Annotated in this window: 14 protein-coding genes; 2 read left to right on the forward strand and 12 right to left on the reverse strand. The window is 38.4% G+C overall.

Annotated features, from left to right (window positions below):
• Nucleotides 1–192 precede the first annotated feature (192 nt).
• The 12 genes from G573_RS0110320 to hemW form a co-directional block, all read right to left on the reverse strand.
• A complete protein-coding gene (locus tag G573_RS0110320) occupies nt 193–570 on the reverse strand; it encodes a type II toxin-antitoxin system HicB family antitoxin (protein ID WP_027976655.1) in 378 nt (125 codons plus the stop codon).
• 17 nt (nt 571–587) lie between these two features.
• Nucleotides 588–779: a type II toxin-antitoxin system HicA family toxin gene (locus G573_RS0110325; RefSeq protein WP_027976656.1), complete on the reverse strand. Its 192-nt coding sequence runs from the start codon at nt 777–779 to the stop codon at nt 588–590.
• A 99-nt stretch (nt 780–878) separates the two neighbouring features.
• A complete protein-coding gene (csn2, locus tag G573_RS0110330) occupies nt 879–1,541 on the reverse strand; it encodes a type II-A CRISPR-associated protein Csn2 (protein WP_027976657.1) in 663 nt (220 codons plus the stop codon).
• Nucleotides 1,531–1,875 (reverse strand): CRISPR-associated endonuclease Cas2, encoded by a 345-nt coding sequence (cas2, locus tag G573_RS0110335; RefSeq protein ID WP_027976658.1) that lies wholly within the window; start codon nt 1,873–1,875, stop codon nt 1,531–1,533. The genes csn2 and cas2 overlap by 11 nt, the downstream gene beginning before the upstream one ends.
• Complete coding sequence (gene cas1, locus G573_RS0110340) at nt 1,872–2,741, reverse strand: type II CRISPR-associated endonuclease Cas1 (protein ID WP_027976659.1); 870 nt, start codon at nt 2,739–2,741, stop codon at nt 1,872–1,874. Before cas1 ends, cas2 begins: the two co-directional genes overlap by 4 nt.
• Nucleotides 2,741–7,003, reverse strand: coding sequence for a type II CRISPR RNA-guided endonuclease Cas9 (gene cas9, locus G573_RS0110345; protein WP_027976660.1), 4,263 nt, complete (start codon nt 7,001–7,003; stop codon nt 2,741–2,743). Before cas9 ends, cas1 begins: the two co-directional genes overlap by 1 nt.
• A 285-nt stretch (nt 7,004–7,288) precedes the next feature.
• The gene (locus tag G573_RS0110350) at nt 7,289–7,846 is read right to left on the reverse strand and encodes an NADPH-dependent FMN reductase (RefSeq protein WP_027976661.1); all 558 of its coding nucleotides are present in this window, start codon (nt 7,844–7,846) and stop codon (nt 7,289–7,291) included.
• Between the two features lie 120 nt (nt 7,847–7,966).
• On the reverse strand, nt 7,967–10,498 hold the full coding sequence (locus G573_RS0110355; RefSeq protein WP_027976662.1) for an ABC transporter ATP-binding protein/permease: 2,532 nt from the start codon (nt 10,496–10,498) through the stop codon (nt 7,967–7,969).
• Nucleotides 10,499–10,631: 133 nt separating this feature from the next.
• Complete coding sequence (locus tag G573_RS0110360) at nt 10,632–11,282, reverse strand: TIGR01906 family membrane protein (RefSeq protein ID WP_027976663.1); 651 nt, start codon at nt 11,280–11,282, stop codon at nt 10,632–10,634.
• Nucleotides 11,272–12,045, reverse strand: coding sequence for a TIGR01457 family HAD-type hydrolase (locus tag G573_RS0110365; RefSeq protein WP_027976664.1), 774 nt, complete (start codon nt 12,043–12,045; stop codon nt 11,272–11,274). Before G573_RS0110365 ends, G573_RS0110360 begins: the two co-directional genes overlap by 11 nt.
• Nucleotides 12,046–12,180: 135 nt before the next feature.
• The gene (locus G573_RS0110370) at nt 12,181–12,909 is read right to left on the reverse strand and encodes an acyl-ACP thioesterase domain-containing protein (RefSeq protein WP_027976665.1); all 729 of its coding nucleotides are present in this window, start codon (nt 12,907–12,909) and stop codon (nt 12,181–12,183) included.
• Nucleotides 12,910–12,914: 5 nt separating this feature from the next.
• Nucleotides 12,915–14,051: a radical SAM family heme chaperone HemW gene (gene hemW / locus G573_RS0110375; RefSeq protein WP_027976666.1), complete on the reverse strand. Its 1,137-nt coding sequence runs from the start codon at nt 14,049–14,051 to the stop codon at nt 12,915–12,917.
• A gap of 230 nt (nt 14,052–14,281) precedes the next feature.
• Between hemW and G573_RS0110380 the strand changes: the two genes are divergently transcribed.
• Nucleotides 14,282–14,878 carry a TetR/AcrR family transcriptional regulator gene (locus G573_RS0110380; protein WP_027976667.1) on the forward strand — a complete coding sequence of 199 codons (597 nt, stop codon included), beginning with the start codon at nt 14,282–14,284 and terminating at the stop codon, nt 14,876–14,878.
• Nucleotides 14,875–15,441, forward strand: a complete 567-nt coding sequence (locus tag G573_RS0110385; protein WP_027976668.1) for an NAD(P)H-dependent oxidoreductase — start codon at nt 14,875–14,877, stop codon at nt 15,439–15,441. The genes G573_RS0110380 and G573_RS0110385 overlap by 4 nt, the downstream gene beginning before the upstream one ends.
• Nucleotides 15,442–15,698 lie beyond the last annotated feature (257 nt).

The following is a 15,698-nucleotide window of genomic DNA, read 5'->3' on the forward strand; positions in this document are numbered from 1 at the left end:
GTTTTGGAACCATTCGAAACAACACAGCTCTAAAACCTCGTGGACCAATTTTTGTCTCGACATTTCGTAATCGCGCCATTCATCTCAGCCAGATTTCAGCTTCAAAATGATTCCATTTTCAACGTTTTATTTAACTTTATTATACCTAAAAAAGCGCTAGAAATCAAGGTTTCTGGCGCTTTTACTTTTATCTTATAATTGTAATTTCTTTTCCAAAGCCTTGGTTAGCACCTCAGAATAATTAATCTGATTGCGATCTGCCAAACGTACCAACCACTCAGGAACCGTTACATTTTTTCGGATAGCTCTATTATTTTTAAGATAGGGACTGGGATCAGCTTGAATCATGGTAACAAAGCCATCCTCTGCAGATAACTCTTGAATATCGCTTGGATCAGGCAAGGCCATGCCCTCATCCAGATAAGACGCCAGCACACTTTCTAACATTTGACGCGCATGTTTCATGGCTTCTTCCAAATCTTCTCCTTGTGCACCTCCGCCAAATTCAGGAAATTCTACCCAATACCCCTCTTCTTCCTTATGAAAAATTGCCGGATATGTTTTCAGCATAACTGCTTCCTCCTCTATCATAGCAAACCTAAATCTTTTAAGATTTTCTTTTTAAGGCCAATTTTAACCGACTGATTGCCATGAATGGGGATCGTGACAATATAAGGCACTCCGTCTTTTTTAAAATGGTGATGGCTTCCTCTCACTCTGACCTCTCTCCATCCATTTTTTACAGCCAGTTTGGCCAGCTCTTTTCCAGTTAAGGGCAAACCGATAACCTCACTTCTTATTTTATACGCATTATACGTATTTGTCAATTCATAATAAAAAGACAATCCCCATTCAGGGACTGTCTTATTATTCGTATTTCAGTTGCCATTTTCTGCAATTAAGAAATAATCTTCATCTAAAATATATTGAGAAAATCCATCAATTTTATTCGGTTCGAGAAAGAGAACAGTCATATTGGATAAGTGAATATATTCCAAAATTTGGACTATCTCTTCCTTCTGAAAATAGGATAAGGAATTAAAGAAAACCAGAATTTTCTTTTTACTCAGATATTTATAAACTTGAAGGATTTCAAACATTTTGTCAAAAATGGTATCACTTTTCGTTTCAATTTTGACGCCTAGCGCTTTAATCAGCTCCAAAATAGTAATTTCATCATATTCCAAATCCAGTTCATTCTCTAAACATTCGTAGGCAATCAGTCCTGTAATAGTATTCACAAGCTTATCAATCATAGACTTTACTTCTGGTTTCTCATTAAACTGATTTTCCAAATCAGCATGAACCAGCTTTAGCAGTGATGGCGCATTAACATCATAACCTAAAATATCGGTTACAAGCATTAATTCAGATGCTTTTAGGCTCTTCAGTTTTTCATCAAATAATTTAAGATCATTATCTTCTTCGTACTGATAAAAGTTTCTCACCAATTGAGCAAAAACCTGTACATCTTCTATGACTAAAATCGTTGATTTCCCAAGTTCAATCGGCTCATCTAATATCGGAAAATTAAGTTTCATCCGGAAATGCCTCCCCTAAAAATACCAAACGTGAATCTGAATTGGCAACACTGGCATCACGCTCACCATTTAGGTAAATCATGCGGGCAAACTGCTTTTCAGTCACAGTCAGTAAGGTAATGCTGCCCTTTTTGGGATTGTTCTCTTTCAGGCGGGCAATCATAGCTGTATTAGCAGAGTTATTCAAAAGCAGCTTGCTGTAAACGGAAAATTGATGCATGATGAAACCTTCGCTCAGTAAAAATTTCCGGAATTTACGATATGCTTTGCGTTCCTCAGCAGTATCTGTCGGCATATCAAACATTAGAATCATTCGCATATATCGGTAACTCATATCCTAAACTCAGGAACTCCTTTCCCATTATTATTCAATGCCTTAATTATCTTTTTGGTATAATCGCTGACAATATTTGTCAGATACATCTCTTTGTTATTGTAAAGATAGGTGTCTGAAAACATGTTGAACAGCTCACGTTTTATTTTAACAAAAGAACTATTTCGATTTTCATAGACAATACGGTCAACAATCGGACGGAAAGGTTCCATAATATCACTGGCAAAGTTGAACTGATTAAATTGGTTGGCATGCTTGAGGCCAAACTGTGTCATACAGCCAGACACAACGACTTCACGCGCAAACATACTTAAAAGGAGAGTGTAACCATAATCAAGTCCTGCATTGATATCATTGTCTTGTTCTCTGGAGAAGTCATTTCCAAACAAGGTATTAAAATAAATCCGCGCAGAATGTCCCTCTCGGTTGCTAGGATCAAAAGGTTCCAAATCATGGTATAAATCCATGATAGACTGCGATTTCTCAAAGAAAGAACATTCTCCCAAATAACAAGACTGATTCAAAATCTTTTGAGCAATGATTGTCGTCCAAACATCACATTTCACCTCTTCTGCCCAAGAAATCTGATTGGCCAGCTGCAAACTGGAATCGTGACGTGCATAGTAAGGCATGATCATGGCTGTTGGAAGACGTTTATCATCACAAAAAATGACTAAAATATTCTCATCAACCAAACGTTTCATTAGCATTGTTGATAAAACAATATCTGTTGTCTCAAGTAATAAAATGTCAATTTCAGACAGATGAATCATCTCTGTCTGATAAGCATCTTTAAAAATTAAGTGGTTGTTCTTATAAGACAACTTAGAATGCGTATTGACAACTACTGTTCTCCATCCTGCCATCAGTCTTCTCCTAATTTACTAAGGTCAATCCGCGTTTCGTAAAGACCGGTGATGGATTGGTGGATGAGGGTGGCATTTAATAATTTTTTAGTTGGTTTAGGACGTACACGAGCAACTTTATATTTATCACCAAAAAAATCTGAAATATCTTTATATGGACCACTTTTTACAAAACTAAACATCTTCATAAAATTATCATAATAATAACGAACCGTTTCTTCATCTACTGTAATTTTAATGATATCACGATTTTCATATCCCGCAGAAAGCGCATCTAGAGATTTCGTACTTCCCTGTATTTTTACAGCATACTCCTTCAATGAATTTGCGATATTATCAAACTCGTCAACATGAGATAAAATGAATTGCTGACTTTCTTTAATCGCTGTGTCAGATTTTAAATTCATTAAATTCGACTTCGTCAGTAGACGTTTCATATGGAAAAATAACTCCCCCTGTGTTTCATCTAATTTAAATTGTGAAGTCTTATGAAGATTCGTTGCACTTTCAAATAATACCCTCCTCCCATCAGTTTGCTGCATTAAAGCATATTTGGGAATTTTTTGAAATTTAGTTACACGTTTCAGCCCACTTTTAGTAAGAAATTCATTTTCAGAACTATCATTCAAAAATTCAAGCGCGTCTGCCTTAAATTTTGGATAATCAATAATGTCAATATCATGAAATTCTTTTACAATTTCAGTTATATCTTTTTTCTGATTGTATTTTTCTGCAACTACCAATACCGACATAGCTGAGTTAATCGGACCGTATCCCCCATAAATCTCTGGATTTAAGAGTTTTCCTTTAGTTTTCAGCGGATAACGATTTGCTGCTGCCACTTTTTTATTATCTCTACCTACTGGATTTTGGTTATAAAAATCACCTTTTTTCACCATAGTTCGTTTGACAAAATTTATCTGTGAATTATAAATCACATTTTTTACAACAGGTAGGTGTTTACTCGTATTCCAAATATCCTTAGGAACTTTAGTATCCATATGATTAAAGAATCTCATCACATTTGAATAGAGATGTTTTTTCAAAGTTGCTTTATTCTCTTCATGGCGATTGAATTGGCCATAATTTCCATAAACTAACTCTGGTTTTAATTTAGGATAAGCATTTAAAAGTGTTTGCCCTACAACAACACTCAAGTAAGCATCATGCGCATGATGATAATCATTAAGCTCTCTGATTTTTGCCAAATGAAACATATTTCTAAAATTAGATACCAACTGCGCTTTCAAAGTCACTACTTGACTATCAGAAAAACGGTCATTCAAAATGCGTGCAACATGTTTGGTGATTTGACGAGTTTCTACAAGTTGACGCTCAATAAAGCCTGCCTTCATATCTTCTGTCAACACACCATTTGGTGTTCGCTCACTAGTTGTCAAACGCTGGAATTTTACTTGAGAAATAAGCTTCGCTTTATAAAGATCTTCCCAAAATGGTTTCATATCACCAACAACTTGTTTACTAGGCACATTATCCAACTTTTCTTGATTATTCTTGCGACGAGTCAATACCTTATTATCAATAGAATCAATTGGCAAATAGCTGTATGGAATAATATGATCTACCTCATACTGATTCAACTCTTTAACATTTAATGATGCAGGATTTCCATTTTCATCTAGAGCATACATATCTTTGCCTTTTTGCAAACAATACAAATACAACTTCTCTGACTGTAATTGCTCGTTCGTAAATGGCAATTTACCTTTTTTATCAAGTAAATCATTTTCTATTTTCTTTAAGGTCATCTCTAATTTCTTTTGACGAGAGATTGCTTTATTCTTTCCTTCATCAGTGGTCATATTCTCACGTGCCATTTCAATGACAATATTTTGTGGAGGACGCCCCATGATTTTAACCAACTCATCAACAACCTTAATACTATTCAAAATACCACGCTTAATCGCTGGACTCCCAGCAAGTTTCTTCACTTCTTCAAATACATCATCAACCTCAGATTGCGTAGACTGCAGTGCCTTAATTTTTGAATCAAAAGAAAGTTCTGTATCAGTTATTAGTTGAGTTAAATTCCGATTTCTATCATCAGTTCGAATAAATTGTAGTAAATTAAAACCTGTATCTTCGTCACGGATTTCAAGTAACAATTTAGCTGAATAACGCCCCCAGCCCGTATATCTCAATTTTGATAACTGCTTAATTTTAGTCTCATCTAAAAACTCTAATTGACCAGAGTATTTCTTCAGGTATTCCTCAATTGATTTTTTATCATCGAACACAGTAATGATTTTAATGATTTCTTCAAGTTCTTTCTGATAATCTTCATCGTCTAGAAATTGCTCTGAAAAGATAACTTTGAAATCATTATAAGTTTTCAATGTGGAATTAAATGACTTATTTTTTTCAACACCTGAAACAATTTCTTCGACAGCTAAATCTGTATTGTTCTGCAAGTAGTCTAACAATGTTTTTGCACTCACACGTTTAGACTGCGCTTTGAATAAGTCTTTTACAATCTGACGTCTCAAATCAGGTTTTATGGAACATGTTTTTCCATACCTATTCCGATATTTTACTCGCGATAACTCATTATGTAGCATCACCTCTTCATAAACAAGACTTCGCTTAGGCATTACTTTTTCGTCAAGTAAGATAATGTCATTCCCAATCAAATTATCAATGAATGCTTTTCTTGTCTCATCCATATCAATCAATTGTTCAGCATTCCATGGTCTGATTTTCCCAGAACGTGTCGCCTCATCGCTTGTCTCATCAAAATCAAGATTTTCACGACGCTTCAACCAAGCAAATCGGCTGCCATTTCCTTTTGCTAATGGTCCAACAAAATATGGAATCTTGTAAGTTAAAATAGACAGTAATTTTTCTTTATTTTCTAACAAAAATGGATAATCTTGACCTTGGCGATCAATAATTTTTTCAAACTCGTAAGCATGAATCTGATTCGGAATTGCCCCATTATCAGTCGTTCGCAATTTTCTTAAAAATGTACCTGAATTGATTTTATCTAAAAAGTATTCTGAACCTTCAATTCCTTTAATTTTCTTTCTCAAATTATCATAGAAAAGTTGTTGCTTGGATTTTTGTTTATCCGTATCCTTTAATTCCATTTGATTTGAAATATAACTTGCATAGCTTTTTATTTTCTTGTCAAATTCAAATTTACCGTCAACTTTTTGACCAAACATATCAATGTAGTCCTGTTCAGATAAACTCTTTCTAAAAAATGCTTTCAAACGTTGCAAATCTTTACGATGTTCTTCATAACGCTCAATCATCGTTGCTGAAAAGCGAGCATGTGTTGCTCCTTTATAAGTCAGCATATCTGACAGCAACAACGTATCTCTAAGAACTCCTAATTTCGCAAATACATCCGCATAATCGCTATCTAGGGCACCTAGCAAGGTTTCTAAATTGTCATCATAATTTTCTTTTGAAAAATCTAAATCTGGTTCTTCATCTAAATCGAAACACTCACTAAATTTCGTTGTTAATCCAAAAAGTAATTGTAAAAGCTGTTTGAAGATGCTATCATTTTTTAGTTTTACTTCAGTAGGGAAATATGATAATATCGTTTTGACTTTATCTTGCCTACTGTTCTTATTTACAAATTCTTCACAAATTTTACCGTAATCATTAGGTAATCCTAAATCAAAAGTTTCTTGACAAGCTTCAAGAAACTCTCTCCAGCTCTCTTGAATATCAATATGATTTGGATTAATGTCTCCAGCCACTAAAAAATGACCCCGATATTTTAGAATATGCGACAATGCCATATAAACTTCACGAATATCTGCTTTAGATTCATTTTCTTTTGCATCGGCGAGACTTTTCCTTAAGTGATAAATCGTCGGATATTTTCTATGATACTCGCGTTCCAATGCTTTATTTCCAAAAAATGGCTGCTTAACTTGAATATCCTCACTCTTGTCATCAAGTACTCTGAAAGACTCATCTAGCCTTCTAAAGAAATTTTTATCAACTTTCTCGACCTCATCTCTGAAAATATCTCTTAGATATCCAATCCGATTCTTTCTTCTCTCAAGCCTACGGCTATCAATACGAAATTTTCGTGTCTCCTGAGCAGTTTTAGCAGATTCAAAAAGAATTGAACCAATTAAATTTTTCTTGATTTTCTTCTTTGAATCCCCCATTACTTTAAACTTGAATGTTGGTACAGTCAAATCCTCGGCAACCACCGCGTAACCTACCGAGCTGACACCTATATCTAAACCGATAGAATAATTTTGAGTAAATTTTTTCATTTTCGCTCCTTTTTGTTGATTTTATATTTTATTTTTGGTATATTGATTTTGTTGGAACTATTCGAAACAACACAGCCAAAAGATAGTTTATCTTTTGAGTTAAAATATGGTTATCCATAAACATCTATGCGCACCCTTGCTCGGTGCTTTTTCTTTTGCTTTACTGTAAGCGCTTCTATTATATCACTATTTATGACATATTTTAATAACATAAACGAAAAATACAGAAATATTTCTGTATTTTTTCAGTAAGTTATTGCCCAATAAATTTTTAAAGTTTCACACTTATTTCTCTTTCAAACTTTCTGTCAGACTGACAAAGCGGACAAAGTGCTGTAAACTGTCGGCTAAGCGGGTTACGAGAGCAGAATCTGCGATTTGTCCGTCTTGATCAAAGGTCTCAGAAGCCTTCTTCAAAAAGAAGGTTTTATCAGACATGACCCAAGCTCTTAGGCCGGGGGCATTTAAAATCTGCTTCAGCTGCTCCTGTGCTCTTTGCGGCATTTGCCCATCATCAGCTGCTCCGACAAGCATGACCGGCTTATTGGCAAAGGAACCTTGTGGAAAGGAGAACCATTCCAGCAGTGATTTAAGGTTAGGTGTCAGGCTGTGATTGTGTTCTTCCACCGCTAAAATAATACCATCTGCAGCTGAAATGTGCGCTGCTGCTTCTTGCAAAATGGGATAGTTGTCCGGACTTTCCTCTTGATTAAAAAGAGGAAGAGGTTCTAATTCCATCAATTCAAAATCAAAAGCCAGCCCGAAGCGTTCTTCAATAAAGGCCAGCAATAAATGATTGTAAGAAAAGGAGGTACTTGCATCTGCAATTCCCAGCACTTTCATGTCTTTCTCCTTTGCAGCATGATTCTTTTATTATACACAAAAATTTTTCCAGCTCCCAGAATTTGATTTGAAACTAAAAAACGAAACAAAAGATGCTATCTAATGTTTCGCTCTTTATCTTTATTCTGTCCGCAATGCTTCGACCGGATCTTTCTTGGCAGCCACGCGTGATGGCAGAATGCCTGCAAAAACGGTCAGTAAAACAGAAATAGCAATCAGCACTACTGCCGACCAGACAGGCAGAGAAGAGATACTGCTGATATCCAGCTGATTGTTGACAATCATATTGATAGGGATGTTGAGCAGGAGTGTGATTAAAATACCAAGAATACCGGCGATGGCTCCTTCAATAACGGTTTCTGCGGTGAAGATGCGCATCACGTCTTTTTTAGAAGCACCCATGGCGCGCAGAATACCGATTTCTTTGGTCCGTTCGAGAACTGAGATATAGGTGATAATACCAATCATAATCGATGATACAACCAGTGAAATGGCAACAAAACCGACTAAAATATAAGTAATGGCATTAATCATTGTGGTTACCGATGACATCATCAAGCCAATGGTATCCGTGTAATTAATGACTTTTGATTTTTGCTTATCTTTTTTGACCTGTTTATTGTAATCGCTGATCAGATCTTTAAGGGCTTCTTTATCTTCAAAAGAATCCGCATAAAAGTTGATAGTTTCAGGATTAGCGGTGTCGATTATGCCGATTTTTTCTAAATTGTCATCGTAGGTGGCAGTCGCATTTTCGTTATAACGATTCACATAATCTGCCATCTCCTCTGCTGACATTGAAGCCAAAGCAGCGCCTTGTTCTGCGCTTAAATTATCAGATGAGAAGGGCTTGCCGGAAGCAGAAAAATCCTGACCGGTAAAGATATTGCGCTTCTTATTGGCCAGCTGCTCTTTGGCAATGCTGCTGGCATTAATCTTTTCAGAAATATAGTTGGTCAATTTCTGACTATAGCCGACTCCGGCATTGGAACTGCCTGAAGCAGTTCCATCTTGGGGTTTGACAATTCCCACAATTTTAATCGGTTCAGCTGCCTTTACTACCTTTTTCATATAAGCATCATTGTCGGAGCGATCAACCCAGATCCCTCCTTCTTTTTGATAGACATCTGAATTGATAACCAGTTTATAGGTTCTGCCGACTAGATCTGAATAGTTATAACTGCTTTCTTTGGTGTTTTTCAGCTGCTTTTTGTTGTTTAACTCGCTGACGTCTTTAATCCCCAGACTATAGAGAACATAATCATCGATTTTATCATCTTCGTCTGCAATCAGGACAACTTCATTGTATTTCTCAGGCAGATGGCCATTGACAATCTGATATTGAGAAGACAGCATCTTAGCATTGGAGGATAATTCCTGCCAGACATTGAGGTTGGAAAGCAACACCTGAATGTTACCGCCGGCATTTTTCACTTCCTTATTCAGATTGCTGGGATTCACCGGTTTGACACCCTTAGAAGTATCTGTTTGATAAATTCTTGGTGACAGCTTGTAAGAATACTGGATGTCCTTAGTGACCCTGCGGAATTTGCGCGAATGTTTTTCAATATAGGCTTTAAACGAGGTCAGGTCATTATCCACAACCTGCGTTGAAATCATATTTTTTAAAATATTACTCGTTTTAATCGTCTTCTTGTCTGATTTCTTCTTGTCACTGCTGCTTTCTTCATTGCCGGCTGCAAGCAAGCCCACAAAATTTTCATTGGAAGATTTTTCAATAGATAAAGGATAGGCAACTAAGGTATCTTCTTGAGTTTTTGCGATGTATTTTTGAGCACCGTTTGATAGAGATAAAATCAGGGCAATCCCAATGATGCCAATGGAGCCTGCAAAAGCGGTCAGAAAGGTCCGGCCTTTTTTAGTCAGTAAATTGTTAAAGGACAGCGACAAGGCAGTCATAAAAGACATCTTGGTCTTTTTAAAATCAATCGCTGACTTGTCAAGATCTTGGTCCTGATAAGGATTGCTGTCGTCAATAATCCGACCGTCCAAAACCCGGATAATGCGGTTAGAATAGGTTTCTGCCAAATCCGGATTGTGAGTTACCATAATCACCAAGCGTTCTTGAGCGATTTCTTGGAGCAAATCCATAATCTGCAAAGATGTTTCTGAATCCAAAGCTCCGGTCGGTTCGTCAGCCAATAAAATATCAGGGTTATTAACCAAAGCACGCGCAATAGCGACCCGCTGTACCTGACCGCCTGACATCTGACTGGGTCTTTTATGAATATGATCTTCCAGACCAACACGTTTTAGAACCTCTAAAGCACGGCTGCGGCGTTCTGATTTTGAAACACCTGACAGGGTCAGCGCCAATTCAACATTAGCGAGCGCTGTCTGATGTGAAATCAGATTATAAGACTGAAAGACAAAGCCGATGGTATTGTTGCGGTAACGATCCCAGTCCCTGTCTTTAAAATCTTTGGTTGACTTACCGTTAATCAGTAAATCACCCGATGAATAGTGATCTAAGCCGCCGATAATATTCAGCAGGGTCGTTTTCCCGGATCCGGACTGTCCTAAAACAGAAACAAACTCATTAGCCCGAAAATTGATACTGACATCGTCCAAGGCTGTCCGCTTAATCCCCGCTGTATCGTAGATTTTGGTAATATGCTTTAGCTCTAACATGCTTAGCTCCTCATTAAATAGTTATACTAATCATTGTAAGGTTTTAGGCCGGAAACTGCAACGAAAAACGTTAAAAATCGCCTGCCTATCATAAAAACACCTAAAAATCAGACAGACATAAAAAAACGAGCCCTTAAGACTCGCTGAAATGGACTTTTCTGTGCTTTTGCTGCTGCCTGATTTTCCATAAAAGACTGCAAAAAACAATTTCGTAAATAAGGAAAAAAAGAAGGAAGCAATGCAAAAAGAAAGCCTCGGGTAAAATATAAATCACAGGGTCAGTGTAAGGGTTAAAAAGCCAAGTGTCATCTCCGGCAAATAAAACCTGATGGAAAAGCGTAAAAAAAGTGTTAAAACCGACAAGCCCTGCTGCTAAAGTAAGCACTATGGGGATGAGGGCACAAATTCTAAGCACCCGCCTGTACAAAAGACCATAGCCCTTTTGAATACTATTTTTCATGAAAAGCAAAAAACTCGGCAGACTTATAAGAGCGCTCAACTGAGCCAGATGAAAAAGCAGCTTGACCTGCTTGAAGTGATGAAGACCGTTTTTAGAAGAAGAAAAATCCGGCATGAGCAGCCGCCAGTTAAAAGGATTCGTCAGATAAAGCATGAGACGGTTGAAATTATACTGAATCTGACTGCTTTTCATATAGACAGCCTGCTCTAATTTGAGCCAGGAAATTTCTAAAGGATAAAAAAGCCAGACCAAATAGATTGTCGCAAGAATCGAAAAAGACAGCAGTAAAAGCACCGTTAAACCAAAATGCAGTTTATCTTTCATCGAAATCCCACTCCGCAAGACTTGATAAGATATAGTCCGGCTTAATCGGCAGACCGGGCACCTCTTCCGGTTTGGTAAAGCCTGTCGTCACCAAAAGCGTTGCAATATCATTTTTGATACCGGCCGTGATGTCTGTCAGATAATTATCGCCGACCATGATAGCCTCGTGGCGTTTAACACCCAAGCGCTCCAGTGATTTATTCATAATAACAGCTTCAGGTTTACCAATGATAATCGGCTTGACCCGCGTTGCTTTTTCTAGGAGGGATAAGATAGAGCCGGCTCCCGGCAGAAGGCCCCTTTCGGTAGGGATGTTAAGATCAGGATTAGTGCCGATAAAGACTGCTCCTTTTTGAATAGCTAAGGTAGCTACTGTCAGCTTTTCGTAAGTCAGCTCTGTATCCAGGCCCACAACCACATAGGCTGGATTGCTACTGTCATGGGCATATCCCGCCTCTGCCACTGCTGTCTTCAGGCCGGTCTCTCCGATAACATAGGCTGTTTTGCCGCGTTTCATATCATTCATATAATCAATGGTCGCTAAGGTCGCTGTGTAAATAGTTTTTAGCGGCGTCTGAATATTAAAAGAAGTCGCCAGCATTTCCTGCACCATTTCAGGTGTCCGTGTCGTGTTATTGGTTACGAGAAGGTATGGGAGCTGCTTCTCCTGCAGCCGTTTAACAAAATCCTCTCCTGCTGGAATTCTGTCCTTCCCCTTATAAATCGTGCCATCTAGGTCAATCAGATAACCCTTATATGCCATTCCTTTTTTTGCTCTCTTTCCGTTTTTATGTCTGTCCCTTTAAAGCAGCCGTGCGCTGCAAAAGGATTCGCTCTTTTTTATCTGTACAGGAATTTTTTTCCTCTTCATCAAGCCTGCCGCATTTTTAAGCTATTATTATATACTGTCCCATTCTGTGATAGCTTGAGCATTGATACTGCCGTTTGATATGATTTCGTGCTTGGTCAAAAGGCCTTCTTGTTCCAAGCGTGAGTTGATGTCATGACCGTATTGAACTTCCTTGACATATTTGAGATTGATTTTTTTAGGAACATGGTGTTTTAAAAACTCAAAATCAAGCACATCATACATCCATTCTAAATAGCGGCTGTTGTTGACATGACCATTGATATCAAGGTCAAAATAGCGGACATGATACAGTGTGCTGTCTGCATTTTCCAGCGGTCTGTACCGGGGACCCCGCAGAATCTTTCGAATTTTTTCTGATCCGTAAGGCGCAATAATTTCCTCGGGAACATCATGAACCTTGCGCGTGTCATAGTCCATGAGAACAAAAGTTGAAAGGATATCTATGATTTTCTCACCCTGAGCATCAAAAAGCCTAAACTTCCGATAGCAAAAATAGCGGTTGTAAGAAATCGGTTCGGTCTCAATTTCCACGGTTTCTCCAAACTGAGGCAGCCGTTTAATGGTTATTTCATGCTCTGAAACAACCCAGACCAGATTGTAGTCGTTAAGCAGCCGCTCATCGCCGATGCCTAGCTCCACAGACTGACTGCTGGCAATCTGCAGGGCAACTGATAAAATATGCGGCAGCTTAACGTTATGATTGACATCACATTCATAAAAAGGTATTTGATAACGTGTTTTGTATTTTTTCCCCATGATTTTTACTCCAAAATAAATTTTTCAGCGACCGTGTCTCCTAAAAAGAGACCTTTTTTAGTCATTCTAAGCCTATCCTCATCCATCACAACCAGACCGCTTGCTTCTAAGTCATGAAGAGCCGAACCATAAACTTCCTGAAGAGGCAGGCCAAATTTTTCCTCAAAGTTCTTGATGGAAACACCTGATTTCTTGCGCAGACCCAAAAAGAGTTCTTCTTCCATTTTTTCTGACTGACTGAGTTTCTCCTCCTGAAATCTGGCATGTCCGCTTTCTTTGATTGCCTTTAAATAATGCTGAATCGGCCCGCGATTCCGATAGCGGACACCCCCAAGATAACCCGAAGCACCGGCACCGCAGCCAAAATATTCGACATTGTCCCAGTACATGAGATTATGGCGGCTTTCAAAGCCGGGCTTGGTAAAGTTAGAAATTTCATAGTGTTCAAAGCCGTTATTTTCAAGCTCTTTGATGATATACTCAAACATTTCAGCTTCTAAATCTTCCGTTGGCAAATGGAGCCTGCCGCGGCGCATTTTATTCATAAAAACAGTGTGATGCTCCAAAATCAAACTATAAAGACTAAGATGAGGAATATCTAAGGCCAAGGCTTTGGCAACATTTTCCCTGACATCAGCCATGGTCTGATTGGGCAGGGCATAGATCAGATCAATCGAAATATTATTAAAACCGGCTTGTTTCAGGCTGTCAATACTCTCATAAATCTGCGCCTCATTGTGCCCCCGGCCAATTTGCTTGAGGTGCTTGTCATTAAAGGTCTGCACACCCAAAGACACACGGTTAACTGCTGATTTCTCCAAGACAGCTATCTTATCCGGAGTCAAATCACCGGGGTTAGCTTCAATGGTAAATTCTTCCAGCATGTCTAAGTTAAGATTTTTGGATAAATTGCTCAGCAAATAATCCAGCTGCTCTGCTGAGATAGCAGTCGGCGTCCCGCCGCCGATATAAAGAGTTCGCAACTCCTTAATCTGATAATAATCGTTAAATTCTTTAATCAGAGCTTCTAGATAAGCATCAACAGGCTGATTTTGGATAAAAACTTTTGAAAAATCACAATAGTAACAAATTTGTGTGCAAAAAGGAATGTGCACATAGGCTGATTTTGGTTTTGAATACATGCTATTATTTTACCACTTTTAGTCTAAAATAGCAGAAAATCCCAATTTTTTACAGCAGCGGCTTGACAAAATAAAGTAGACAGTGTAAACTTATTTTAAAAAGTAGACAGTGGCTACTTTTTAAAATATTGAAGGAACAAAACCACAGCAAAGCACGAAAAACAAAGGTTTTTAGCAATTATAATGACACTGACAACACGCTGCTCTTACTTGGTTTTAGGTATTTTACTATGAAACGAAACACTGCAGAGCTCAAAGAAAAGCTGATCGAAACGGGTGTGACTGAGATTCAAAAACACGGCATTGATAAACTTTCTTTAAGGACAGTAGCCAAGACTTGCGGGGTTACTCACGCCACTCCCTACCGCCACTTTAAAAGCAAGGAAGACTACCTGAGGGTCGTTTTGAAACGTCTTTCAGCCTTTCTCAGTCAGGAGATGCAGCAAGGGCTGCAAAAAGAGCCGACTGCCCGCAAGCAGCTGGCAAAAATGGGCTTTAATTTCATTGCTTTTGCCCAGACCTATCCGTATTTTTTCGAGGCTCTCTTTGTCAAATTCCCCTTTAAATATATGGAAGTCACTCAAGAAACAATCGTCACCCATTATGATTTGCCGGGATTTGACCATTTCAAAAGCATCGTTAAAAAGCTTCGCAAAGAAGAAGGCTTTTCAAACAGTGAAACAGAAACCCTTTTTCATTTTTGGAGCTTTATTTCAGGTTTAGCGATTTTGACCAAGAGCCCGATTGGCGCGGACTTAGATAATAGGGCCATTCAAACAACTATCAATCACATGCTTGATATCTATATCAAAGGAGAACGCTCATGAATACCTTAATCGTTTACGCACACCCCAACCCTAAAAGTTTCAATGCTGAAATTCTCAAAACGGTTCAGACTAACCTCTCCAAGGCTCACACAGTTAAAACCATTGACTTGTATGCTGAGAATTTTGATCCGATACTGCGATTCGACGAGAAACTCAAACGCCGCGATTTAGATAAGGTCGCTGAAATGGAAGACTACCGCCGCTTAGTAACTTGGGCGGATCAGCTGATCTTTATTTTCCCTATCTGGTGGAGCGGCATGCCGGCTATTCTCAAAGGCTTTATTGATCGGGTCTTCGTCAGCGGTTTTGCCTACTCCTACAAAAAGACAGGTCTTGCAGGGCATTTAAAGGGAAAATCTGCTTGGATTATTACGACTCATAACACACCGGCCTTTATAACACCTTTTGCTCAGGATTATGGGAAGGTTTTAAAGCGGCAAGTTTTGAAATCCTGCGGCATTTCACCCGTAAAACTAACTCAGCTGACCAGTATCGAAAAAATTTCTGCTGACAAACGCCAGCAATTGCTGGACAAAGTTGCTCAGACAGCGCGCAGCATATAAATGTCATTAAAGAAGGGAGTGGGACAAAAATCGGTAAATCGTCATGAAATGGCGATTTCGATTTTCCTCGCTCTCCTATTTTAAGGCTCAGGTAGAAATCATCCACTGGATAAGACTATCCCACCTCCGCACAGTTTATTAGGGATTGACATGAACTAACGTTCATATAATTGGATATCCTCCAACAGTTCCCCAAACTGTTGGAGCTATCACTTGCGTAGCAAGGGATAAGGACTTCCAATAAACCACTGCGTTAA

The sequence above is a fragment of the Streptococcus devriesei DSM 19639 genome, assembly GCF_000423725.1.
GTDB classification, from domain to species: Bacteria; Bacillota; Bacilli; order Lactobacillales; family Streptococcaceae; genus Streptococcus; species Streptococcus devriesei.